The sequence below is a fragment of the Novosphingobium olei genome (genome assembly GCF_037076535.1).
GTDB lineage: Bacteria > Pseudomonadota > Alphaproteobacteria > Sphingomonadales > Sphingomonadaceae > Novosphingobium > Novosphingobium olei.
The window spans coordinates 1,321,733-1,346,443 of sequence record NZ_AP029021.1 but is presented as its reverse complement, the minus strand read 5'-3'; the positions used below and the strand labels follow the sequence as shown (position 1 = coordinate 1,346,443).

At 62.2% G+C, this 24,711-nt stretch carries 19 protein-coding genes; 11 read left to right on the top strand and 8 right to left on the bottom strand.

Going from position 1 to position 24,711, the window contains the following annotated elements; all coding sequences use genetic code 11:
• Positions 1 to 167: 167 nt before the first annotated feature.
• The 3 genes from AACH40_RS06420 (at position 168) to AACH40_RS06410 (ending at position 4,326) form a co-directional block, all read left to right on the top strand.
• Positions 168 to 1,637, top strand: coding sequence for an efflux transporter outer membrane subunit (locus tag AACH40_RS06420; protein ID WP_338644888.1), 1,470 nt, complete (start codon positions 168 to 170; stop codon positions 1,635 to 1,637).
• 20 nt (positions 1,638 to 1,657) lie between these two features.
• Positions 1,658 to 2,815, top strand: a complete 1,158-nt coding sequence (locus tag AACH40_RS06415; protein ID WP_338644886.1) for a biotin/lipoyl-binding protein — start codon at positions 1,658 to 1,660, stop codon at positions 2,813 to 2,815.
• Between the two features lie 80 nt (positions 2,816 to 2,895).
• A complete protein-coding gene (locus AACH40_RS06410) occupies positions 2,896 to 4,326 on the top strand; it encodes a DHA2 family efflux MFS transporter permease subunit (protein WP_338644884.1) in 1,431 nt (476 codons plus the stop codon).
• A gap of 18 nt (positions 4,327 to 4,344) precedes the next feature.
• Here AACH40_RS06410 and AACH40_RS06405 read toward each other — a convergent pair whose 3' ends face one another.
• The gene (locus AACH40_RS06405; RefSeq protein WP_338644882.1) at positions 4,345 to 5,088 is read right to left on the bottom strand and encodes an enoyl-CoA hydratase/isomerase family protein; all 744 of its coding nucleotides are present in this window, start codon (positions 5,086 to 5,088) and stop codon (positions 4,345 to 4,347) included.
• A gap of 134 nt (positions 5,089 to 5,222) precedes the next feature.
• Here AACH40_RS06405 and AACH40_RS06400 point away from each other — a divergent pair, with 134 nt between their 5' ends.
• Positions 5,223 to 7,085, top strand: coding sequence for an AMP-binding protein (locus AACH40_RS06400; protein WP_338644880.1), 1,863 nt, complete (start codon positions 5,223 to 5,225; stop codon positions 7,083 to 7,085).
• A 351-nt stretch (positions 7,086 to 7,436) separates the two neighbouring features.
• On the opposite strand, the gene AACH40_RS06395 is transcribed toward AACH40_RS06400, so the two are convergent.
• Complete coding sequence (locus tag AACH40_RS06395; protein ID WP_240959460.1) at positions 7,437 to 8,021, bottom strand: PAS domain-containing protein; 585 nt, start codon at positions 8,019 to 8,021, stop codon at positions 7,437 to 7,439.
• Positions 8,022 to 8,172: 151 nt separating this feature from the next.
• On the opposite strand from AACH40_RS06395, the gene folE reads away from it, so the two are divergent.
• The 3 genes from folE to AACH40_RS06380 are packed head-to-tail and all read left to right on the top strand — an operon-like array spanning position 8,173 to position 10,269.
• Complete coding sequence (gene folE / locus AACH40_RS06390; protein ID WP_169492839.1) at positions 8,173 to 8,814, top strand: GTP cyclohydrolase I FolE; 642 nt, start codon at positions 8,173 to 8,175, stop codon at positions 8,812 to 8,814.
• Between the two features lie 37 nt (positions 8,815 to 8,851).
• Positions 8,852 to 9,832 carry an NAD(P)/FAD-dependent oxidoreductase gene (locus AACH40_RS06385; protein WP_338644876.1) on the top strand — a complete coding sequence of 327 codons (981 nt, stop codon included), beginning with the start codon at positions 8,852 to 8,854 and terminating at the stop codon, positions 9,830 to 9,832.
• The gene (locus tag AACH40_RS06380; protein WP_338644874.1) at positions 9,829 to 10,269 is read left to right on the top strand and encodes a DUF3429 domain-containing protein; all 441 of its coding nucleotides are present in this window, start codon (positions 9,829 to 9,831) and stop codon (positions 10,267 to 10,269) included. Before AACH40_RS06385 ends, AACH40_RS06380 begins: the two co-directional genes overlap by 4 nt.
• On the opposite strand, the gene AACH40_RS06375 is transcribed toward AACH40_RS06380, so the two are convergent.
• The 4 genes from AACH40_RS06375 to AACH40_RS06360 all read right to left on the bottom strand — a co-directional run bounded on the left by AACH40_RS06375 (position 10,266) and on the right by AACH40_RS06360 (position 15,921).
• The gene (locus AACH40_RS06375) at positions 10,266 to 11,519 is read right to left on the bottom strand and encodes an acetyl-CoA C-acetyltransferase (protein ID WP_338644872.1); all 1,254 of its coding nucleotides are present in this window, start codon (positions 11,517 to 11,519) and stop codon (positions 10,266 to 10,268) included. The two genes, AACH40_RS06380 and AACH40_RS06375, sit on opposite strands and share 4 nt — an antisense overlap.
• Positions 11,520 to 11,529: 10 nt before the next feature.
• Positions 11,530 to 13,059: an alkyl/aryl-sulfatase gene (locus AACH40_RS06370; protein ID WP_338644870.1), complete on the bottom strand. Its 1,530-nt coding sequence runs from the start codon at positions 13,057 to 13,059 to the stop codon at positions 11,530 to 11,532.
• 489 nt (positions 13,060 to 13,548) lie between these two features.
• Positions 13,549 to 14,679 (bottom strand): acyl-CoA dehydrogenase family protein, encoded by a 1,131-nt coding sequence (locus AACH40_RS06365; RefSeq protein ID WP_338644868.1) that lies wholly within the window; start codon positions 14,677 to 14,679, stop codon positions 13,549 to 13,551.
• A gap of 42 nt (positions 14,680 to 14,721) precedes the next feature.
• Positions 14,722 to 15,921, bottom strand: coding sequence for an acyl-CoA dehydrogenase family protein (locus AACH40_RS06360; protein WP_169492722.1), 1,200 nt, complete (start codon positions 15,919 to 15,921; stop codon positions 14,722 to 14,724).
• 238 nt (positions 15,922 to 16,159) lie between these two features.
• On the opposite strand from AACH40_RS06360, the gene AACH40_RS06355 reads away from it, so the two are divergent.
• The 4 genes from AACH40_RS06355 (at position 16,160) to AACH40_RS06340 (ending at position 22,383) form a co-directional block, all read left to right on the top strand.
• Positions 16,160 to 16,885, top strand: a complete 726-nt coding sequence (locus AACH40_RS06355; RefSeq protein WP_422394887.1) for an AcvB/VirJ family lysyl-phosphatidylglycerol hydrolase — start codon at positions 16,160 to 16,162, stop codon at positions 16,883 to 16,885.
• 19 nt (positions 16,886 to 16,904) lie between these two features.
• Complete coding sequence (locus AACH40_RS06350) at positions 16,905 to 17,318, top strand: DUF2147 domain-containing protein (protein WP_338644864.1); 414 nt, start codon at positions 16,905 to 16,907, stop codon at positions 17,316 to 17,318.
• Positions 17,315 to 19,897: a bifunctional lysylphosphatidylglycerol flippase/synthetase MprF gene (gene mprF / locus AACH40_RS06345; protein WP_338644862.1), complete on the top strand. Its 2,583-nt coding sequence runs from the start codon at positions 17,315 to 17,317 to the stop codon at positions 19,895 to 19,897. Before AACH40_RS06350 ends, mprF begins: the two co-directional genes overlap by 4 nt.
• A 161-nt stretch (positions 19,898 to 20,058) precedes the next feature.
• Positions 20,059 to 22,383: a trypsin-like serine protease gene (locus AACH40_RS06340; protein ID WP_338644860.1), complete on the top strand. Its 2,325-nt coding sequence runs from the start codon at positions 20,059 to 20,061 to the stop codon at positions 22,381 to 22,383.
• 25 nt (positions 22,384 to 22,408) lie between these two features.
• On the opposite strand, the gene AACH40_RS06335 is transcribed toward AACH40_RS06340, so the two are convergent.
• Together AACH40_RS06335 and AACH40_RS06330 are read right to left on the bottom strand one after the other, a co-directional pair.
• Positions 22,409 to 22,627 carry a hypothetical protein gene (locus AACH40_RS06335; protein WP_169492718.1) on the bottom strand — a complete coding sequence of 73 codons (219 nt, stop codon included), beginning with the start codon at positions 22,625 to 22,627 and terminating at the stop codon, positions 22,409 to 22,411.
• A 38-nt stretch (positions 22,628 to 22,665) separates the two neighbouring features.
• Complete coding sequence (locus tag AACH40_RS06330; protein ID WP_338644857.1) at positions 22,666 to 24,639, bottom strand: TIR domain-containing protein; 1,974 nt, start codon at positions 24,637 to 24,639, stop codon at positions 22,666 to 22,668.
• Between the last annotated feature and the right edge of the window lie 72 nt (positions 24,640 to 24,711).

Here is a 24,711-nt window from a genome sequence, read left to right as displayed (position 1 = left end):
ACAGCATCGATGATGCACCGGTGGCTTCGTGGCCAAGTGCCTCCCCGCCAAGCCCACATGGATCAGGCCAGCTTGAATGCCATGGCAGGGCACACTGCAGTCATTTAGTGACCGTCCCGTACAGAAGGTGCTTGACACCATAGCAGCAAGCGGGCATCGCACTATTAGTGACCGATCTGTACACTAATTTGCGAGTCCCCATGACCACATCGCGATCCAGCAGAGGACAATCGCTGTCCATCTCTACCGCGCTGACCGCGATCGCCCTGTGCCTCGGCGGCTGTGCGGCGGTCCCCAACCTCGGTCCGAAACCCGAAGTGCGGTCAGCGCCATCGGTAACCCGCGGACTGAGTCCCGGCGGACAAGCCGAATTCCCCAAGGCCGATTGGTGGTCGCAATTCGGCGACCCGCAACTCGCCGCCCTTATCGACGAGGCACTTCGCGGTTCGCCCACCCTTGCCGCCGCCGACGCCCGGGCCCGTCGCGCCGAGGGTTACTCCCAAGCCGCGGGCGCCGCTTTATTGCCGACGGCGTCGGCATCAGGAAGCGCAGGGTGGTCAAAGCAGAGCTATAACAACGGCTTTCCAAGGCAGTTCGTGCCCCAGGGCTGGCAGCAGACCGGTCGAGCGAGCCTCGATCTTTCCTACGAGATCGACTTCTTCGGCAAGAACCGGGCCGCCCTCCGCGCAGCACACGCCGACCAGCTAGCCGCGAGGATCGAAAGTGAGGCAGCCCGCCTTGCCTTGGCGACTTCGGTCGCCGCGACCTGGGCCGATCTCGGCCGAGCCGGCGCTGATCAGGCATTGGCGCGCGATGCCTTGCGATTGCGGCAGGAAAGTGCCGATCTAGTCCGGCGCCGGGTCGCAAACGGGCTGGATACAAGAGCTGAACTGCGTCAGGCGGATGCAGCGGTCGCATCGGCGAAAGCCCAACTCTCATCGGCCGATGAACAGATCGAACTGATCCGCAATGCGCTCGCGGCGCTCCTTGGCGCAGGTCCCGAGCGTGGCGCAACGATCGCGCCGCCGGACACTGTGCCCCATGCGGTGTCCATACCAGCCAATCTGCCGCTGGAGCTTGTCGCCCGCCGGGCAGACATTGCTGCTGCAAAGGCCCGCGTCGAAGCTGCAGCCGCACGCATCAAGGTGGCGCGCGCCGCCTTTTATCCGAACATCAACTTGCTGGCGCTGGTGGGCGTGCAATCGCTGGGATTGAGCAACCTGACGGCGTCGGGTTCGGACATTGGCCAGGCGACCGGAAGCATCAGCCTGCCGATCTTCGAGGGCGGCCGACTGTCAGGAAACTATCGCATTGCCCGCGCCGACTACGATGAATCCGTTGCCCAATATGACGAAACCCTCGTTCGCGCAGTTCATGAAGTGGCCGACGCGATTGCTTCGCAGCAAGCGATCGAAAGTCAGGCTGCTGCCGCCACGGAGGCCGTGACTGCTGCTCGCGAAGCGTATGATCTGGCGCGGCGACGGTATCAAGGTGGGCTGTCCGCTTACGTGTCAGTTCTGTTGGCCGAAGATTCGCTCCTTGCTGCACGCCGGCAGCTGGCCGCGACAGAGGCTCGTTCCTTCAGCATCAACGTGCAACTGATCCGCGCGCTTGGCGGCGGTTTCTCTGCACAATGACCAATCCAGTCGAGAGCTCCATGGCCGATATCGATCCTGCTTCGATCCACCCCGCCACAGATCGCGACGCGCACGATGCCGCTCTTGGCACGTCGAAGCGAAAGCGCGCGTTTACGATGTTCTTTGTTGCACTTGCGCTCGTGGGTGGGATCACACTTACCTACCGGTGGATCACGGGTGGTCGCTACGTAGAAACAGACAATGCCTACGTCGGAGCCGAGACCGCTCAGGTCACTCCGCAGGTCGGCGGCTCGGTAAAGGCGGTCGCTGTTTCTGATACGCAGATGGTCAAAAGGGGCGATGTGCTGGTCGTGATCGACGACAGCGATGCAAAGATCGCCCTAGCCCAAGCCGAGGCAAACTATGCGCAGGCCTTGCGCCGCGTACGCCAGACATTCGCGACCGCGTCCGCGCTGGGTAACCAGGTGGAAGAGCGGGCCGCCGATATCAGCAAGATGGAAGCGCAGGTCAGGATTGCCGTGGCAGACGTGGAACGTGCCCGCATCGACCTGACCCGGCGCGAGTCCCTTGCCAAGGACGGGGCAGTTTCAGGCGAGGAGCTGAGCAGCGCGCGCAACGCCTTTGCGTCGGCCAGTGGATCACTGGCAGCAGCCAAGGCCGGGCTCGTTCAGGCACGGGCGGCGCGAGGATCTGCGCAAGGCCAGAAGGGCGCAAATGCAGCTCTGATCGATGGCACTTCGGTCGAAAACAATCCCGAAGTCCTCGCCGCAAAGGCGCAACTCGACAAGGCCAGGCTGGACCTTGCCCGGACGGTTGTCCGAGCGCCCATCGGCGGCGTGATCACGACCCGCTCGGTTCAGGTCGGTCAGCGGGTTCAGGCGGGATCAACGCTGATGACCATCGTCCCCGTCGGGCAAGCTTATGTCGATGCCAACTTCAAGGAAGGCGAACTGAAGGGGGTCAAATCCGGCCAGCCTGTGGATCTCGTTTCCGATCTCTACGGCGAGGACGTCGTCTTCAAGGGTCGGGTCGTTGGTCTTTCAGGCGGCACCGGCTCGGCGCTTTCGGTCATTCCGGCACAGAACGCGACGGGCAACTGGATCAAGGTCGTGCAACGTGTGCCGGTGCGGATCGCGCTCGATCCAGCACAGCTCAGGGATCACCCGCTTCGGGTCGGGCTGTCGATGACGGCTACCATCGACACGAAGGCGGAGTGAGTCCCGTGTCGTCGGACACGCAATCGCTGAGCGGGTTCAAGCTGATCCTTGGCGGCGCAGCACTGGCCCTTGCCAACTTCATGGTGGTGCTCGACATCACCATCGCCAATGTCTCGGTTCCCCACATTTCGGGGGCGCTCGCGGTGGCCCCCACGCAGGGCACTTGGGCGATCACCTCCTATTCGGTTGCGGAGGCGATCTGCGTCCCCTTGTCAGGGTGGATTGCATCCCGCTTTGGCGAAGTCCGCGTGTTCATGCTGGCGGTGCTCGGCTTTGGTATCTTCTCGCTGCTCTGTGGTCTTTCCACCAGCCTGGAAGCATTGATCCTGTTTCGCGTCTTCCAAGGCTTCTGCGGCGCGCCGATCATGCCGATGTCACAGACCCTTTTGCTGCGAATCTTTCCGAAGGAAAAAGCGCCGGCCGCGCTGGGGCTGTGGAGCATGACCACGGTCGTGGCACCCATCGCGGGACCGATCCTGGGCGGGACGATTTCCGACAATTGGTCGTGGCACTGGATATTCTTCATCAACCTGCCGGTCGTGGCGATCTGCGTCACGCTCGCGTGGCAGTTGCTGCGGCGCTACGAGACCGGGACCACGCGCAACCCGGTTGATTACGTGGGCCTGTTGCTGCTCGTGATCTGGGTGGGTGCGCTTCAGATCATGCTCGACAAGGGACGCGAGGTTGACTGGTTCGCGAATGGCCTGATCGTTTGGCTGGCCGTGATCGCGGCTGTGTTTTTCCTCGCATTCCTCATCTGGGAACTGACAGAGGCCAACCCGATCATCGACTTGTCGGTTTTCCGACAGCGCGGCTTCACGATCGGCGTTATCGCGCAAAGCTCGACTTACGCGGCGTTCTTCTCGTCAGTCGTGCTGATCCCGCTCTTCCTGCAGACAAACCTTGGATATACCGCAACCTGGTCCGGCTATGCGACGGCGTTCGTGGGCGTCATGGCCGTTCTGATGTCCCCAGTTGCTGCTGCATTCGGCAGCCGTTTCGACATTCGCCTGATGGTGAGCGGCGGGGTAATCTGGCTCGGGATGGTTTCGCTGATGCGGACCGGCTGGGTCACGCAGATGGACTTTTTCACCTTGTCGCTTCCCCAGTTCCTGCAGGGCATCGGCATGCCGTTCTTCTTCATCGGCACGACACTTCTCGCACTTGGTTCGGTTCGGCCAGACCAGACCGCATCGGCTGCCGGCATCCAGAACTTCATGCGTACTTTGTCCGGCGCGATAGCTACCTCCATCGTGCAGACAATTTGGGAGACACAGACGCGGCTGCAGCGTGCAGAGCTCGTCAACGTGATGCACCCAGGAAAAGTGCTCGACAGCTACGGTGCCGCCCAAGGACGGATAATCCTCGACAGGCTGGTCCAGTCGGAGGCGGTGACTCTGGCCACCGACAAGATTGCTCTGTGGAGCGCCGGCATCTTTGCCTTCGCGGCAGCGGTGATCTGGCTTGCCCCCAAGCCAAAGGCAAAGGTCGACATGTCGGCGGCACACTGACTGCGCCGCCGACAACGGCTAGCCCCTTCTTCCGCCAAAGCCCGCTACGCGCTCGGCAAAATCAGGTCCGTGCCCTTCATTTTCGAGGATCTCCCACTGCAGGCCGGCATCGAGTGGCATTCCATCAGTTGCGGCAAGCAGGCGCTTGTTGGCGCGATGGGAAAATGCTGACTGCGATGCGATCCGGCTGGCCAGCGCGGCAATTTCCCGATCGAAATCGGCGAGCGGGACGACATATTCCGCCAATCCGATCCGCTCGGCCTCGACGGCATCAATCATGTCGGCGGTGAACATCAGCCGCTTGGCGGTCGCCACGCCGACACGTCGCGGCAAGCGCTGGCTCATGCCCCAGATCGGAGTCAGGGCCCATTTGGCGTGAGTATCGCCGAAGCGTGCATTGTCTGCCGCGACAATGAAATCACACGCTAGGGCGACTTCAAGCGCACCGGTGTAGCAATGACCATGAACCGCAGCGATGACCGGCTGGGGCAACCGTTCAAGCATCTGCAGCGTCTCGCTGTGCCATCCTCGTGACGGTACCGCCTCGCCAGTCGCGATGTCCCCCAGATCATGCCCGGCCGAAAAGCACTTGCCCGCTCCGCGCAAGACGACGCAGCGCACGGTGTGGTCATTTGCGAGCAACTCTATCTGCGCCCGAAGCGCGCGGAAGATATCGACGGTCAGCGCGTTCAGCTTGTCGGGACGATTGAGGGAAAGAATGGTCCATCCATCGTGATCCTCGCGCAGCACCAAGTCATCCATTGCCAATCTCTCCCACTTACGCCTCATCGCTTGCGGCAATTTTCTTAATCGATCAACCAATTGACTTTTATCGCTTGATATACGAGCAAGCTCGAAAGCTGCAAAACATGGTTTGAATGACTGGGAGAGGATCGATGGTGGTCACGCTTGATGCTGTGCGCGATATTACGAGCGTTCCGTTCAAGCCCCTGCCGCAGAAGGGGCCCGATGTAACTGTCGAGCGCCGCGACGACGGCTCGATCCTGATCCGCTCCAATCATCCGCTCGCACCGCCAGCGCGATCGATTGGTCATCTGTTTGCCCAGCACGCCGCCGATCATCCCGAGCGCAAATTCCTGATGCAGCGCGAGCCACTTCATGGACCCTGGCGCGGCGTTACCTATGGTGAAGCGAAACGCATCGTGGACGGGATCGCCCAAGGCTTGATCGATCGGGGCCTAAATAGCGATGACTGCGTGCTTATCCTCTCGTCCAACTCGATCGAGCACGGCCTCCTCATGCTGGGAGGCTACACCGCTGGCGTTCCCGTTTCGCCGATCAGCCCGGCACACAGCCTCGTGTCGAACGACCATGCTAAGCTGAAACATGCCTTCGAGACACTTCGCCCGAAAATCGTGTTCGCGCAGGATTCGGAACAATATGCGCGAGCATTCCGGACCCTCCGAGATCTGGATCCGACGATCCTTTGTGTCTCGGTGGACGGGGCAAATGACTCGGTGGGCTTTGCCGAACTTGCTTCGCCGTTGCCAACGGCAGCCGTGCAGGACGCTCTCGACACCGTGGACCATCAGAGTATCGGCAAGTACCTCTTCACCTCGGGCTCGACCGGCATGCCGAAATGCGTGCCGCAAACCCATGGTATGATGACGCACGTCGTCGCAGCATCAGAAGGGCTACGGGTCGACGACGGGATGGAGCGCGACCCACCGCAATCCCTCGAGTGGATGCCCTGGAGCCATATCTCTGCCGGAAACATCGCCTTCAACGGCAACCTGCACGCAGGCGGAACGCTTTTTCTTGATGAAGGAAAACCCGTACCGGGCTTGTTCGAGACAACGATCAAGAACCTTTACGACGTTTCGCCGCTCGTATTCGGCTCCGCTCCGATCGCCTTTGCGATGCTGGCCGAAGCCATGGAGAAGGACGAAAAGCTGCGCAAATCGTTCTTCAAGAACCTTATCTTCATGGGATACGGCGGGGCCACGCTCTCGAGCGATGTCAACGAACGGATGCAAGCGCTTGCCATCGCCGAAACCGGCCACCGCATTCCGATGACCACGATGTACGGCGCCACCGAAACCCAGGGCATAACGGTCGTCCACTGGGCAACCGAGCGGGTCGGTCTTATCGGTTTGCCGCTCCCCGGCACAACGCTGAAGCTCGTCCCCAGTGGCGACAAGATGGAAGTCCGCGTCAAGGGTCCAACGGTAACAAGCGGCTATCACAAGGACCCGGTACGGACTGCCGAAGCTTTCGACGACGAGGGTTTCTACAAGCTGGGCGACGCCGCGAAGTTCGTGGATCCCGATGATCCGGCGCAGGGACTAGTGTTCGATGGGCGTATTACCGAAGACTTCAAGCTTGATAGCGGTACGTGGGTTTCGGTCGGAACCCTGCGCCCCGATCTGATCGCCGCCTGCGCGCCATACATCCAGGATCTTGTCGTTGCCGGACAGGACAAGCCGTATATCGGCATTCTGGCCTGGCCTTCGGCCGCAGCCCTCGCCGATATCGAGCAGGAGGTGCCGGGTGCCGACGCGTTGACCATACTGAGCGAGCGTGTGCGAGAGAAGCTCCATGCCCACAACGCTACGGCCGGCGGATCTTCGCGTCGGGTCAAAAGCGCAATCGTGCTGCGTGAGCCGCCATCCATCGACGGCGGCGAAATTACCGACAAAGGCTATGTCAATCAGCGTGCCGCGTTGACGCGACGCGCCGACGATGTCGCACGGCTTTACAACCCGACGGAATCTGAAAGTGTTCTAGATCTGGGATGATCACGCGCTGCGTGCGCGTGATCTTGCTGTCAGAACCAGCACGATCACCTCTGCGACGACCGTGTAGACGATCGCACAGACGATCGCTGACACACCCTGGTGCTCCAAAAGCATTTTGGACAGTGCATAGCCCGCCAAACCAGCAAGGCCACTGAAGGCAAGCAGGCAAAGACGCGCCCGTGCCGATTGCCGCACGGATAGCCAGTAGACGATCGAGGTGACTGCGATCCACCCGATGCAAAGCGAACTTACGAGCGCCAACGGATGCGCAACCTCATGCTTGAATACACGAGGTTGTCTAAGAGGCACCATAATTTATTCAAGTGTTTGAAAGACTTATTTACAGAAAAATTACAGTCCAGCCTCGACTGCGACACGGATTGCGTCGGCACTCGTCCTGACGCCCAATGCCTTGAACATGGCCGCGCGATGCATCTTGATCGTCCTCTCACTCAGGGAGAGTTCCCAAGCGATCTGCTTGTTGAGTTTTCCTGCCGCCATCATCAGCAGGATCTCGCGCTGACGGCTGGTGAGCCCGCCAATCTTGTCGAGTGCGGCCTGGCGCCGAACTGGAGGCGTATTGTCATCCACGACCTCGACTTGGGAGCCGAGGAAATACTCCACCTCGCCATCGGCATCGAAGATCGGCGCCACCATGACGGCGTTGCGGAAAGGCGTGCCGTCCTTCTTGTAATTCAGGATCTCGACCATGACCGGTTGGCGCGCGTGAATATTCTCGCGCAATTGCTGCGCCAATTCAGGCTCCGTGTCCGTGCCGCGCAGGAACCGGCAGTTTCTGCCGACAATCTCGTCCTTGGAATAGCCGGTGAGGCGACAGAACGCCTCATTGCAGGCAACGATAGGATTATCCGGCAACCGCGGGTTGCTGATAACGGCGGCGACTGAGCCCGCTTCGATCATGTCTGCAATTGGCATCTCACATTTCCATACCGCTTCGATCGAACTTGTCCAATGTCTTCCCTGAAGTGCAGTTTGCAAGGGCTGTTCCCCTATGTGCAGGTATCGACTGAGGGGGGGCGGTGCCATCTCGATGGCTCAACAAGCGAAAGCATTAGCCATGAACGTGATGGTACGTAACCTTTGCCCGGTCGGCGACGACCACGAGCACGACCATGACCACGATGTGCTTGAAGAAGGGAAGATCCCTGTCCCCGATCACGTTCTGGCCGCCGTCCGCACTTTGCTCGAATGGTCGGGCGACGACCCGCAGCGCGAAGGCCTGCTCGATACGCCCAAGCGCGTGGCGCGAGCCTGGAAGGAATACTGCAGCGGTTACGAAATGGACCCGGGCCTGCATCTTTCCCGCACGTTCGAGGAAGTAGGCGGCTACGACGAGGTCGTGCTTCTCAAGAACATTCCGTTCCAGTCGCACTGCGAACACCATCTGGCGCCGATCACCGGCACTGCATCAATCGCCTACCTACCCAATGAGCGGGTCGTCGGGATTTCGAAGCTGGCCCGCGTGCTGAACGGATTTGCGCAGCGCTTGCAGGTGCAGGAAAGGCTTACGGCCGAAGTGGCACAGTGTATCCAGGATCACCTGCACCCCCGCGGCGTGGCGGTGGTGATCGAAGCACAGCACGGATGCATGACGGGACGCGGCGTTCGCACGCACGGGGTGAACATGGTGACGAGCCGCATGCTCGGCGTGTTCCTCGATGATCCTCGCAGCCGTCGCGAAGTGCTGAGCCTGATGGGCCGTCCCTGAACTCGACAGCCCTTCACTCGCAAACGGGAATTATTTTGTGTCTTCGCGTATCGTGATCGTCGGGGCCGGGATGGCCGGTCTCGCCTGTGCGGAGGTTCTGGCCTCCGCCGGAGCATTGGTCACCTTGCTCGACAAGGGCCGCGCTCCTGGTGGTCGGATGTCCACGCGCCGAGTAGACACTTCCATTGGTCAAGCTGCCTTTGACCATGGCGCGCAATACTTCACGGCTCGCGAGGATCGCTTCCTCAATCGCGTCGTAAACTGGGCGGCCGAAGGTGTGGTAACACGATGGCCCGAGGCCGGAGATCATGCCTGGGTTGCTCGCCCGGGTATGAGCGCGCTTCCCCGCCACATCGCCAGATCGCATCACGTACGTCAGGGCGCGTTGGTCCGTGCGATGGTCCGAAAAGCGGATGGCTGGTACGTTCGACTGGAAGAAGAAACGGAAGGTCCCTTCGACATCGCGGTTGTCGCACTCCCAGCGGAGCAGGCCGCTGCGTTGCTCGGAATGTGCGATTTCACATTCGGCCGCGTCGCAGCCTCGTGCAAATCCGAACCCTGCTGGGCCGGCATGTACGTTTTGCCCCAAGCAATCGACGCGCCATCAGTGATCCGAAGCAGAGGCGCAATCGGATGGGCCGCGCGCAACAGCGGCAAACCCGGGCGGGGTGGCCCGGAGTCCTGGATCGTCCAGGCTGATACTCGCTGGAGCACCTCGCACCTCGAGAAATCGGCCGACGAGATTGCACCGCTGCTGCTGGCCGAATTCGCAGCGGCAATCGGATGCGAAATACCCGCTCCGATCCACGCCGCCGCCCACCGTTGGCGATATGCGCGCTCAGGCAACGCCAATAAGCGCTTCTTGTGGAACCCTGCTCTCGCACTCGGCGCATGCGGCGATTGGTTACTAGGACCGAGAGTCGAAAATGCGTGGCTATCCGGCAATGCCCTCGGCGAAGCCATGTTGCCATCGATCCACGCCGCGGACGCAGAGCACGCCAGCCGCGCATCGGCATGAGCAAGCAGGTTCAAGGATCAGCCAGATGGCTTGGCGTAGCCGGCCTTTTGCCGCAGCTTGCAGCACTTGTGGCGGCGCACACCGAAACGCTGCATTGGTCCGCAATCGCGGCAGGATGCGTCTATGCAGCGCTGATCTTCAGCTTTCTCGGCGGGATCTGGTGGGTCCAGGCGCTGCTTGCAGATCGGCAAAGTTTGCCTGACCATTTGCTGGCAGTGACACCGAGCCTGATCGCACTGGCCGCCATGCTGCCATGGTGTTTCGGATTACCATGGCCGGGACCATCGCTCGTTGTCTTGGGCACATGCCTGCTGGCGAGCCCGTTCGTCGACGCAAGATTGGCGAAGGCAATGCCTCTTCCCCAAAGCTGGCTTGCTCTACGGCGCCGTCTCTCTACTGGCCTCGGGCTGCTGACGCTCGCGCTTGCGTTTGCCTAGACGCGCTCGATGATCACCGCAGGCGCCATCCCGCCGAATGCGCACATCGTGATGAGAGCATAGCGGCCGCCTCTGCGTTCGAGTTCATCGAGGGCAGTGCCGATGAGGATCGAACCCGTCGCACCGATCGGATGGCCCAAGGCTATGGAGCCGCCGTTTACATTCACCTTATCGCGGTCGAGTCCCAGATCGCGGATCGCTTTTTCCGTGACCACGGCAAAGGCCTCGTTGATTTCCCACAAGTCGATGTCCTCGACCGAAAGCCCTGCTCGCGCCAGCGCCTTGCGCGCGGCTGGCACAGGGGCATTCAGAATCAACGTAGGGCAGTCGCCCTCATTCACCGCTGTGACGATCCGGGCGCGTGGTTTCCAGCCATTGGCCGTCAGGCCATCTTCGCTGGCAAGAAGCAATGCCGCCGCGCCATCGACGACGCCTGAACTTGTGCCGACATGGTGAACTGGCTCCCACCGAAGGTCGGGATACTTGCGTTCGATCATCTGCCGCATGGTCGTGCCATCCGGTGCGGCCGCCAACTGCTCCACTGCAAGGAACGCGGGTTTGAGCGCTGCCAGCGTTTCCGCCGTGGTCTCCGGACGCGGGTACTCGTCGTGGTCGAGTGCGAGTGTGCCATCGCGATTGCACACGGGCACGAGGCTGCGAGCGAAGCGCCCTTCGTCGATGGCAACCTTGGCCCGGCGTTGGCTTTCCACGCCCAGTGCCTCAAGGTCGGTGCGCGAAATACCTTCCATGCCTGCGATGGCATCCGCCGCCACGCCGACCGCGGAGATCGGATGCTGTTCATAGAGCGCATAATTGCCTCGCGCACGACCGAGCGTTGCGTAAGGGGTGCCCTGATCCCAGCCATCAGCTTCCTGATGATGGCTCATCATCTCCGTACCGCCGGCAATGATGACATCTTCGAAGCCGGCTATGATCTGCCCGGCGGCAAGGCCGACGGAAGTGATGCCCCCACCGCAGAAGCGATCAAGAGTCATCGCGCTTGCCTTGACGTCATACCCTGCCCAGAGCGCGGACAATCGACCAAGATCACCACCTTGCTTCCCGCGCTGCTGGCTGCAGGACCAGATGATGTCGTCGACCCTGGACGTATCGAGATCGTTGCGGTCGCGGATTGCGCGAAGCACGGCAGCGCCAAGATCTTGCGGATGGAGGTGCGCAAGCGCCCCCTTCCCGGCCTTGCCGATGCCCCGCGGGGTGCGAACGGCGTCGACGATATAGGCAGCTGTCATGGAACTTCCCTCAGGGCGTGACGATGGGGAACAGCGGATCTGGCCTGTCCAGATAGGTGACAAACCTCTGCAGCGCCGTCAGGTCCCCGGCAAAACTTGCATCACCTGACGCAATCCTGGCCGCGAGAGGCTGGCCGCGCAGCAAGGCGTTGACGAGATCGGGATACCGCACCGTTAGCGTCGCATCGGGTGCACCGACAATGCCCGGGCGATGCGTAAGGACGCCGTTGGCGACGACGAGCGTGTAGGACGCGTTGCGATCGGGAAATGTGAAGCCCAGACGAAGCGACACATCCCCGACCCTATCGGGATCAAGCCGGGTCGCCAGGACGTCGAACAGATCGTCCGGCGGCAGCGACGTCGCTATCGTCGACCGTCCTCCGCCTGCAAGCGGCTTGATTCCGGTGGTAAGTTCCTGTGCGCCGGTCAGATACATGTTGCGCCACAGGGCATTTTCGCTGCCCCAGGCCATCTGGCGATAACTGCTGGCGAGCAAGGTGCGCGCTGCCTGATCGCCCGGGTCGGCAAACACCGCCTTGTCGAGCAACTCTGCTGCCCAAGGGTAGTCCCCCTTGTCGAATGCAGCCTTGGCAAGCGCGCGAACCTTCGCCGCTCCCCCGATCGCTGCGACATAACGCTTGGCAGCGTCTTCAGCAGGCAAGGGCGCAAGGTGCACGGGGTTCGCATCATACCAGCCGAGGTAGTACTGATAGACCGCCCGCGCATTGAATGCGTACGAGCCATAGTATGGCCGGTCGTACCACTCTTTCTCGAGCGCGGCCGGAAGCTTTAGTCGTGCGGCAATCTCCGGCCCGGTAAGGCCCTTGTTCATCCATCGCACGGTCTGGTCGTGGAGGAATGCGTAGGCGTCCCGGTGCTTGGCGAGATAATCGGCAATCTCGCCTGCGCCGAACCGGGGCCAGCCGTGGCTGGTGATCATCACCTCTGCGCCGGCAAAAAAGTCGATCGCCTCGGTCAGGCCTTGGGCCCAGCCGCGCGCGTTGCGGATCTGTGCCCCACGCGGCGTCAGGATATTGTGCTGGCTGACATTGGCATTCTCGGCGAGGTCAGCCACCTTCCAATCCGGGAAGCCCAGGTTCATTTCCGCAGGCGCCTCGGTCGAAGGCGTAACCTGGAAACGCACCCTGACCCCGTCGAGCACGAGTTCGGTGCCGGTGGTTTCAATCTCCTTGGTCGGCGGAACGAGCGTTTGTGTACCGACCGGTACGGCCAGACCTATCCCTGAATTGACGGTCCCTCTGGGACCTGGATCGAGCGGCACACCAAATTGGTAGGCCGCGCGCCGTGCCATGGCAGGTCCGGCAATCACATTTTCGGACACGGCTGCTTCACGGAACCCCTTGGGCGCAACGATTGGGGCACCCGGAGCAAGATCCGCTACAAATGCGCCTGTGCCTCCGAAATGATCGGCATGGCTGTGGGTATAGATGATCGCCGTGACCGGTGCCTTGCCGAGTTTTTCGGCAACGAGCGCCCATGCCGCTCCAGCCGTCTCCGAGGTCGTGCCGGTGTCGATCACGATCCAGCCCTTCTCCCCACGGACGAACGTGAGATTCGAGATATCGAACCCGCGCACTTGCCAGATACGGTCGGTAACCTTGAACAGGCCACTTTTCGCAAGAAGGCCGGCATGCCGCCACAGGCTGGGATTGACGGTGTCAGGCGCCGCTCCAGTCGCGAACTTCCATTGGTCGAGGTTCCAAACCACCCGCCCGTCACTATCCTTGATGAGCGGATCGGCACGCGTTGCAACGAACCCTCTGCCGGCAAAGTCTTCGTCACGCTTGTCCGACATCGGTGCAGCAGCAAGAGCCGCTGCATTGGCGGCGCGGGTCGTCTCAGTCGGGGCATCAGGATCGGCGGGTGCAGCGTGCGCAACGGAACCCAGCAGAAGCGACGCCAGCAGAGCCAAACGCGGTCGCATCATCCATCCCCCCTCACAAATGAAATAGCGGGCAGGAGCTTACGCCCCCACCCGCCAGTTACCTGAAATTACTGCCCCACGCGGTCACGCTGGCAGTGTCAGCGCTTCGTAACGCTCCAGATGATAATCCGAGCTTCCGAACTGGCCCTCTATCATGGTCGTGCGCTTGAAGTAGTGCGCAGCGGCCAGTTCCATGGTGATGCCGATACCACCGTGGGTCTGCGTCGCGTTCTGGCCGATGAATCGCAGCGAACGCGCCACCTTGGCCTTGGCAAGGCTGACAGCCGCCTTGCGCTCGGCTGCCGGCAAGTCGAGCTTGAGTGTTCCCATGAGGACCATGGATTCAATCTGCTCCGCTTCGACCATCATGTCGGCCAGCCGGAATTGCAGCGCCTGGAACTTGCCGATCGGCTGACCGAACTGCTTGCGCTCCTTCGTGTAGGCAAGCGTCAGTTCGTGATGCCGGCGACCGGCGCCCAAGCCTTCAGCGCAAACCGCCATCGTGGCGTCGTCGACCAGACGCTCGATCAAGTCGAGGCCGCCTGGCAACAACGCATCGGCCCCGATGGCGACGTTTTCGAAATAGACTTCGCTGGCCATGAAGCCATCGACGGTCGGGTAATCGCGACGAGTGATTCCAGCAGCCTTTGCATCGACCAGAAACAGCTCGACGCCCTCACGATCAGCGCCAGAACCACCGGTCCGGGCCGTCACTAGCAGATGCGTGGCCCACGGGGCTGCATAGACCACTGCCTTGTGCCCATTGAGCACATATCCAGCGCCATCCTTCTTCGCGGTCGTCTCGATGCGCGCCAGATCGTAGCGCCCCTTGGGCTCGGCATAAGCGAACGCGAAGATCGCTTCGCCGCCGATGATTTGCGGGATAAGCGCGTCGGCATGCGCGCCACCTGCATACTTCAGGGCATTGCCGCCGATGACGACGGTCTGAAGGTAGGGCTCGATCGCAATAACCTTGCCCAGCTCCTCCATCACGATCATGTTCTCGATCGCGCCGCCGCCCATGCCGCCGTGCTCCTCGGCGAACGGCGCGGACAGGATTCCCAGCTCGGTCGCCAGCGCGTTCCAGATTCCGGGATCCCGGCCTTCGGGCCGTGCCAGCATCTTCTTGCGGGTTTCGAAGTCATAGGTATCGGCCAGGAAGCGCGCCAGCGTTTCGCGCAACATGTCCTGCGTTTCGGTAAAGCTCAGGTCCATTCTATTAATCCCCTCGTCCGGTCTCTGTGTCTGGCGTTCAGCTCAGAGGCCGAGGACCATTTTCGCGATGATGTTGCGCTGAACTTCGTTCGACCCACCATAGATCGTGGTCTTGCGCATGTTGTAGTAGCTCGGCGCGGCACGATTGGCCCATTCGGGTCCGATCGGATGCTCGTTGTCCCCTTCGCCGAAGCCACGGAAATAAGGCGCGCCGTAGTGGCCTGCTGCCTCGAGCACGAGTTCGGTGATCCGCTGCTGGATTTCCGATCCCTTGATCTTCAGCACGTTGGCCGCGGCCCCGGCGTCCCTGCCCGCCGCCTCGTTGGCGAGCGTGCGCAGTTCGGTGAACTCGAGCGCCGTAAGATCCATTTCCAGCTCGGCCACCTTGCGGCGATAGAACGGGTTGGAAAGCAGCGGTCGGTCGCCATCCATCTCGGTGCTGGCGATATCTCGGATCTTCTCGATCCCGCGCTTGGATGCGGCCACACCGGCAATTCCAGCACGTTCGTGGGCGAGAAGGAACTTGGCGCAAGTCCAGCCCTTGTTCTCTTCATAGATCCGGTTTTCGACCGGGACCTTCACATCCTCGAGGAAAACCTCGTTCACTTCGTGCTCGCCACCCAGCGTGATGATCGGACGGACGGTGATGCCGGGCGTCTTCATGTCGATGAGCAGAAAGCTGATGCCTTCCTGCTGCTTGGCATCAGGATTGGTGCGGACGAGGAAGAAGCCCCAGTCCGCATGCTGCGCCATCGTCGTCCAGGTCTTCTGACCGTTGACGATGTAGTGTGTGCCGTCATCGCTCAGCACCGCGCGGGTGCGCAGCGAAGCTAGGTCCGATCCCGCGCCTGGCTCCGAATAACCCTGGCACCACCAGTCATCGCCCGAAAGGATGCCCGGCAGGAAGCGGGCCTTCTGCTCCGGTGTGCCGAAGGTGTAAATCACCGGTCCCACCATGGTGATGCCGAACGGCATGATGCGAATGCAGTCTGCGCGCGCCGTTTCTTCCGACCAGATGTAGCGCTGCGTCGCGGTCCAGCCCGGGCCACCGTATTCGACCGGCCATGCGGGCGCGATCCAGCCCTTCTTGGCAAGCACGCGGTGCCACGAAAGGAAGTCCTCCTTGGTCAGGTCGTCGCCTTCATCCTGCTTGCCACGCAACTCGGCCGGATAGTTCTCGGCAATGAAGGCGCGAACTTCGTCGCGGAAGGCGATCTCCTCAGGGCTGAATTCCAGGTCCACAGCGGCTCTCCTGCTCGTACCGTCCCTGACCGGACGGCGTTGTTTAATCGAGCATTGAATATCACGAAAATCCGCCGTGGAAAGGTGGCGACACGCAACTGACCCCGAGGGCATGCCCCGGCCGTCACGCGGCTCCAGCATTCCCTAACGTCCGCCTCTCCAAGATTTTTCATGACGCGAATTTAATCCCTCCCTCACTGCCGCGAAGGCATCAGGATTCTAAGCCGGAAGCATGCCTTTGCGCGTAAGACCTCCCCGCCGGATCCTTGCCGGAATCGCAGCCGTCCCGGCGCTGGCGCTGTCGACCCTGGCTGTCGGAGGTTACTTCGACGCACAACCGATCGCATACCTCGATCCCGCAGGTCCCGTACATGGCGACGAAGCGGTCGTCTTTCTGTCGGGTGACATGGGCCTGCGCGTGGGAGCCGGCGAAGGTGCGGTGGAAGAGCTGCGCAAGCGGGGCCTTCCGGTGCTCGCAATCAATTCCTCGGGCTTGTTCGGCCGCGGTCGAGACCGCGCTTATGTCGATGCGCTGGTTTCCGATGCGATGCGGCAGGCGCTTGCCCGGCCCGGTGTGCAAAGGCTCGCTCTTGTCGGCAGTTCTTTCGGTGCGGATGTGCTTGGCACTGGCATCGGCAGCCTTCCTCCCGACTTGCGCGCAAAGATCGCGTCAGTGGTGCTCGTCGTTCCGGGGACCGATGTCTACTTCCAGGCAAATCCCAGCGGACTGACCTACCTCGGCAGACCCGACAGCGACCCCCGTCGCACGGCGCGACTGCTCCGCGGCTTGCCCGTCACCTGCATTTATGGCCTGCGCGAAAGCGAAACGCTCTGCCGCCAGCCTGAGCTTTCCAACGCTAACATCGTCGGCATCGACGACGGCCACCTCATGCTGCGCCACTACGGCGAGCTCGCCAGAAAAGTGGCCGATTCCGCCCTTTTCCCACCCAAACCCATGGATTGAGTACCCTAAAATGATGTCGGTGAAACGGCTCGGCCTCGCCTTGATGGCGCTGCTTGCGGTTCCTCAGCTTGCGCTTGCCAGTCTGACCACGAATGGCAGCGATCCGCTGTGCGGCTCGTGGCACAACGATGACAACTCTGTCGCAATACGCATCGATCCATGCGGCGGCGCGCTCTGCGGTGTCATCACCAGCGCCAACGCCACGGCAGTGGCCGATGCACGTGCGGCAGGCACGACACAACTGATTGGCCTGCCGCTGTTCCAGGGGTACAAGCGGGATGGCCAGAACCACTGGAGCGGGACCGTCTTCGTCCCCGACCTTGGCCACCGCTTTTCCTCACACATAACACTGATCGACCGCGATCACGCCAAGGTTGCGGGTTGTCTGTTCGGCAGTTTCCTGTGTCAGTCCGAAATCTGGCAACGGATATGACTGCCGCCATCGCCGAACTTCCGAAACGTCTGGATTGGCGGCGTTGCGCCGGCATCTTCGGTATGCTGGCGACCCTCGTGCTGCTGATCGTACTCTCGCAGCACGCCATCCAGAACGTCAGAGTGGACGAGGTCAAGGCTGCGTTTCGCGACCTCGGCACGCTCCGCACGCTTATGGCCGTGCTCTTCACTGCGGCGAGCTACGTCCTGCTCACGGTTTACGATCGCCTCGCATTGCAGATGCTCGGCGTTCGCGTTCCCGTGGGCGTCACCATGCGGGCGGCTTTCACCAGCTATGCCGTTTCCCACACGCTGGGCTTCGGGGCGATCACGGGGGGATCCGCGCGCCTGCGCATTTATGGCAAGGCAGGTTTGCCCACGCGCACGATCGCCCGGATCGTGGCGATTGCAGGCGTCGCCTTCTGGATTGGCGTCACGTTCGCCACCACGCTTGCGCTTCTTGCGATTCCCCGGCCGATCCACCTTCCAACCTTTGATCTCGAACCGGGCGTGGCCCATGCTGCAGGACTGGCGGTTCTGGCACTCGTCGCCGCCCTAATTTTCGGAGTCCGCCGCGCCCTGCCGGAAAAGCTGCGTGCCAGGATCGAACTGATCGCGTGGCCATCGATGGCGACCATGGCCCTGCTCGCGCTGGTCTCGGTTGCCGATCTGACATTTGCCAGCCTCGCTCTCTATGTCCTGCTTCCGCATGCAGGACTTTCGTTCGCTGGCTTCGTACTGGCCTATGCGCTCGCCATCGCCTTGGGCCTCGTCCTTCACGTTCCCGGTGGACTCGGCGTGTTCGAGGCGGTCATCGTCGCAACCATAGGATCGCACGCGAGCACCGCGTCCATCCTCGGTGCCCTCGTCGCCTATCGTGCGGTCTATTACCTGCTGCCGCTTTGCATCGCGCTGTCACTCAATGCAGCGATCGAAAGCGGGCGGAGCGTGAGCTGGGCGTCGGCTCTGCTGATGCGCGCCACCGCCCCCGCACGCCGGCTGGCACTGGCGTTGAGCCCGATGTTCTTTGCGGGAATGAGCTTTGCCGGTGGCATCGTGCTGCTCCTTTCGGGTGCCGTGCCGGCAGAGCATGATCGCTTGCATCACCTTGTGCACCTGGTGCCGCTGCCCTTCATCGAAACCTCGCACCTTGCCGCAAGCCTGGTCGGCACCGGCTTGCTGCTCGTTGCTCCAGCCCTGGCACAGCGGCTTGCCAGCGGCCTTCGCGCGGCTCGCCTGCTTTTCCTGCTCGGCGCGATGTTCTCGCTGGCAAAGGGTCTCGACTTCGAGGAGGCCATGGTCATGCTGGCCATGGTCGCGCTCCTGCAGTTGGCCGCGCCGGCATTCTATCGCGGACGCAAGGCTGCTTTCTCGACCCACAACCTCCCGTGGCTGCTCGCCGCTGGGGCGGCCGTCATCGCGGCGACAGCGATCGGTGCCATGTTTCACGATGCCGATCGGTTCCGGTCCGACTTGTGGTGGCACTTTGCGCTCTATGGCGATGGACCGCGCGCGCTCCGGGCGAGCTTCGCAACCAGCGTCCTGATCTTTGCCTTCGCAATGCGCGAATGGATGAGCAGACCCCGAGCAATCGGTGGGCAGACGCGCCTGCCTCAGGCCGTCATCGATCGCGCAACATCCGTGTGCCCTCGCAGCGACGCAGCGCTTGCTCATACCGGAGACAAGCGGTTCCTGGTTTCGACCGACGGTGAATGCTTCATCATGTTCCGTCCTCGCGGAAGGAAATGGGTGGTGATGGGTGATCCGGTCGGCACACGCGATCACTGGCACCAACTCGTTTGGGACTTGCGCCGCCTGGCCGATGCGAGCAACGCCCTGCTATGCTTCTACCAGGCAAGCGCGGAACTTCTGCCGGTACTCGTCGAACTGGGCCTTTCGGTCATGAAGTACGGCGAGGAAGCAATCGTCGATCCCCGGAGCTTCTCCCTAGTCGGCCCACGGATGAAAAGCCTGCGCAACAGCTGCGCGCGTGCACGGCGAGACGGCCTGACGTTGCGGATCATTTCGCCAGACGAAGTGCAAGACTGGATGGACCGGCTGCGTCCGATCTCCGAAATCTGGCTCGACGAGCATAAGACGCAGGAGAAAGGCTTCAGCCTCGGCCGCTTCGATCTTTCCTACTTGCGACACTTTGCCATCGCGGTCGTTCTGCGCGACGAACAGCCGGTCGCCTTTGCCAACATCTGGCGGTCTGGTGACGGCGGCGAGATGTCGGTCGATCTGATGCGGCAATTGCCTGATGCGCCTCCAGGGGCGATGGACTTCCTCCTGACCAGCCTGATCGAGCATGCTCGTTCAAGTGGTGCCGCTCGGTTCAACCTTGGCCTTGCGCCGCTTTCGGGGCTTCCGGGCGGCAGACTGGCCCCTTTCTGGGCCCGTCTTGCCCGGGTGGTCCACGATGTCGGAGGCCGGGTCTACAACTTCGCAGGCCTGCGCTTCTACAAGCAGAAGTATGCGCCCGCCTGGGAAAGCCGCTATCTCGCTTGTCCGCAAGGTCCCCAAGGATTCTTCGCGGTAGGAGCCGTCATTGCACTCGTTTCGGGCGGAAGCCGCGGGTGAAATGGCCTGCAGATGCAGGGCCGGTCTTAACTCGGGATCAACATGGAACGACAAGCAAACCGCCGGTTAACGGTTGGCTGGCGCACGTGGTGTCCCAGCTTTTGATGGTTGCGTCACAATGATATGGAAGCAACTTAACTAGGTTTGTTCCGGAGCTCTTCATGAGCGTTCGCGCCACCGTCTTGCTTGCCGCCTTGATCGTGACAAGCCTGCTTGGGCAGGCGCCGGCTTTCGCGCGGGGTCCGGACCACAAGATCGTGATCTTGCGATCGCTCAGGATCGGCGGCGAAGACGGCCCGACCATCCGGCGATCGGTAACGGTGCTGAAGCCTGATGACAGCGGCTGCCGCGCGGGCGACGCCGACGATTGCGAATATCTTGCGCGACGCTTCGAAAACAAGGCCCAGCTCAGGCTCGGCCATGAACTTTACTCGCCCGGTGCTGCCAGCGCGCTTTATTTCAAGGCCTGCAACCTTGGGCGCGGGCGCGATTGCATCAGGGTCATCGAACTCGGCTCGATGGAAAACGGCGGCAGCTTTGGGGAAAAGGACGCCCCCCCGAACAGTGCCACTTTGGTGACATTGGCGCGAGAACAGGCGTGCAATCTTGGCATATTGGAACAGTGCGGCCTCTTTGCCCGCGCGTTGATCGATGGAACCGGCATTGGAGCCGACCCTCCGCGAGCTGCTGCCCTCGCCTATCAAACCTGCCGCCGCGGAGATCGCGGGTCATGCCTGACCTGGGCAAGCCTGCTTGCCACCGGCAATGGGACCAAGGCCGAGCCGGCCCAGGCGCGTGAATTGTTGATACAAGGCTGCCGAAGGGCGGAGCCTGGCTTCTGCGGCGCCTTGGGCAATCTGGCGCTTGGCACCTCCCTCGGCGCCCCGGATGCCGAAATGGCGCAATCCACGCTGGCCAATGGCTGTGCCCAAGGCGATGCGCAGTCCTGTGTAGATACCGGGCGGACCATCCTTACGAACAGGATCACAGCCCCGGCAGCCCGCAGTGCAGCCGACTTTTATGACGATGCGTGCAAGATCAACCAGGACTTGTGCATCCTCGCCAGTGACGTGCGCAATTATCCCGACCGGTTGAAGCAGTGTCAGGACGGCACCTCGGAATTCGCGTGCCAGTCGGTCGGAGAAATGGCGGAGAAGCCTGACTCGCCATTCTACGATCCCGCGCAGGCCGTGCTTGCGTATGAAAGGATATGTGGACCGGACGGGATCCTGTGGTGCGTCGCCGCTGCCCGGCTTCTGGCGTCCTCCAAGGAGTTAGAAAGTCAAATCCCCGCAGCCCGGCGGCTCCGCCTTTACCAGTACGGATGCGCATTCGATGGCCTGTCCTGCAAACTTGCGGGCGATCTCTCGGCACGGGGCGAAGGTACGGAACGCGATCCTGGCGCGGCGCTTGCGCTTTACGGCAAGGCTTGTCGCCTGGACTATGGCGACGCCTGCATCAGCGCCAGCCAGTTTCAGATCGACAACCCGACCCTTGCGCCTCTCGCCGCCGACGTAACTTTCGGCACCAACGAAGACGTGATCTCCGACTATCAGGCAAGACATCCCTATTGCGGTCGTTTCGAAGTCCAGATCGAGGACCGTACCTACTCTGCGGACGATGGCCGCCGATGTCTGGGGGTCGTCAACGGCATTGCAGTGCCACGCGGCGGCGCGCCTTGGCAGGCGTTGGTGGAGCGCCCTGAGAAGGTTGCCGGCCGCACCTTTGCAGGTGGAGACAGGGTGCTGTGCGGGGGGAGCCTGATCGCAAAGGGCTGGATCCTGACGGCGGCACACTGCCTGAGCGATCATCTGGACAAGAATGGCGCCATCGACATCACCACGTCAGGGTACAAGGTGCGTCTGGGCACAAACGATATCTCGAAGCCCGGCGGGCAGCGATATCGCATCCTGCAAGCGATTCCCCACCCCAATTTCCTGAAGCAAGGACCAGAACAACGGCGCGTCGCTTATGACATTGCGCTGCTCAGGATAGATGACCTTCATCCCGAAGTGATTGGCGTCCCGGGCGAAATGCGGACGATCCGACTGGATCCGGAAAGCATCGATGAACGCAAGATCGAACAAGGGGACAATGTCAGGGTCTTCGGCTGGGGCTGGACCAAGCCCGAAGACAGCGCTGGCTCGCTAAAGCTCAATCAGGCTCCCCTCCAGCTCGCCAGCCTTGACGCCTGTACCGACCAGACCAAGCTGACGGATAGTCAGCGGAGGGATTCGGTGCTCTGCGCCTTCGGCTCGAACGGCCAGCAAGCCTGCTATGGAGACAGTGGCGGGCCGCTCGTTTCATACGACCCCGTGTCAGTCCTTGGAAACGGCCGAATGGCGTCAGACCGCAAGGTTCCAACGCTCATTGCGGTGGTAAGCAAGGGCGTCTGCGGCGTGGGCGGCGTTGCCAGCCGCTACACGCGCGTCGCCAAGTTTGCGGACTGGATCCGCAAGACCATCGATGCCCCGGGCAACCGCTGATCCTGCAGGTCCAGCCGACGTAAATTCAGTTCGACTTCGGCGGAACCGGGTTCCCGGTATCAGAGGCACCTTCCGAAGCCGCCGCGTCGACGGCCGGATCGTCCGAGGGCGCAGCGCTTGCATCGTCGGTAGCTTCGGCCGAGGCAGTCGCAGTGTCGGTAGCGGCCGGCTTGTCGTCACCTTGGCCACATCCGGCAAGAGCAAGCGATCCCGCACAGGCCAGAACAAGTGCAATCTTCTTCATGCAGATTCCCCCTTTTGCCGAAAGTGGCGGCATCGAAGCTATCGCGCTGTAAGCCCGGTTAGCAAGCGCCCAAAATCGCCCTCTTTGCGCAAGGGATCGAGCATCCAGTCGGTGGGAGCGAGCAGCAGCCCCGCATCGCGCACCTCGCGCGCTTTGCGCAGACGATCCAGCGCCGTTGGCACGTCGTTCCACTGGGCCAGCACCTGCGCCTGCTGGTACAGACCGTTGTTGCCAAAGTCGGCCACCAGCTTGTCAAAGTCGCGCTTCGCGCCCGCCTGGTCTCCAAGCCGCGCTCTGGCGATCGCCGAACCGGCGAGCGCGAACAGCGGCGTGGCTTCCTGCCGGTATTCCTCGAGCGCCGCTTTCGCGTCCCCCTTTGCCAACAGCACGTTGCCGATCGAAAAGTGTGCGGTCGCGATGCGATTGTTGAGCTCGATGGCCTTGCGCATTTGCCGCATGGCGTCGCCGAAATCGCGCGCGGCATAGGCAACGTATCCGGCCGTGCGGAACACCCGTGCGTTTAGAGGGTCGAGGCGGATGGCCTTGGCCGCTAGGGGTGCCGCCGTTGCATTGTCCCCGGCAAACGCGAAGTAGGTCGCGGCTGATCGGAGGACGTCCGCGTCGCCGATCGCAAGGTCCCGCGCCCGGCGATAATGGGGCAAGGCCGCCGCCGTGGCGAGTTCGCCGTTGTTGAGCGCATAGCCTAGCGCCAGATGCCCCTGCGCAAGTTCCGGCGCCAAAGCGATCGCGCGCTGCGCAGCCTCGATGGCCGATGCATAAAGCCCTCGCACGGCCCCAGAATCGCCCGTCTCGTTGGCAATCGCGGCCAGCATGGTCGAACGCATGGCGTGCGACTGCGCGTAGTTGCCGTCGCGGCTGATCGCGGCTTCAAATTGCGCAAGCGCCGCGCGATCCGTTTCTTCCCCCGCCGAAAGCTCGAAATAGGCGCGCCCGCGCAAATATGCGTCGTGCGCGGCGACATCGCTGGTCCCGCCGATGTCACGCTGCGCCACAGCGCTTTGGCGCGCCACGTCATCCCCCGCCACTTCTGCGACGAGAGCGACGGCAACCGTCTCGGCGATTTCCGTCTGGAGTGCAAATACGTCGGAAAGCTTGCGATCGAAGCGTTCCGCCCACCGCACCATCGCGTCGCTGCCTCTGACCAGCTCGGCCGTGATACGCACTGCATCGCCCGACCGCTGCACGCTGCCCCGAAGCACGTTGGCAACACCCAGCTTCGACGAAACGGCCATGACGTCGTCCCCCGCATCGCGCAGGCTGACGGACGAGGCAGGAGCCGCGACGTGAAGCCGTGGGTTGCGCGCCAGAACGGCCCGCACCTCTTCCGACAATCCGTCCGAAAACCATGCCTGTGACCGGTCCGGAGAGAGATTCTGGAACGGCATCACCGCAACCGAATTCTCACCCACGCTACCGGGCAGCCGCAGCAGTCCCCTGGACACCGCAAATCCGACACCACCGATGCCAGCGGCCAGTGTCGCCGCGCCCGCCCCGATCAGCACATTGCGCCGTGAACGCTTCGGCACCCGCCGCGGTATCGCCGGAACCTCGGCTCCGAAGCGCGCAAATACCGCGCGCAGGATCGCCAGCGCCTCTGCATCGTCGGCACGGCCGCGCCAGCGTGCGATATCGATGACCTGTACCTGCCGGAAGCCCAGCGGCGGTTCGGTACCATCCAGCCCCAACGGAACGAGACAACCTCGCACCCGGCCCTGTTCGGCTTCGTCGCGGACCCAGTGCGATGCTACAGCCGTCGCCGACCAGAGGACGACCACCGCGTCGGCGGAGGTCAGGGCCGCTTCGATCTCCGGCAGGAAGGCCTGTCCGCCCTCCAGCTGGCCATCCCACCACACCTTGCAGCCAGCGCCTTCCAGCAGCGCGACGACTTGGGCCGCTCGCGCGCGATCCGGCCGGGAATAGCTGACGAAAACGGAACCGGGGGAACCGCCTGTGACTGTCGCGTCGTCAGCTGCTGAACCAGTTTCCCCCATCAAGACTGCAATTTAGCGCCTATTGCGGGGCAAAGCCAGCATATCGCACCGCACACACCGCGCATGGCCGCC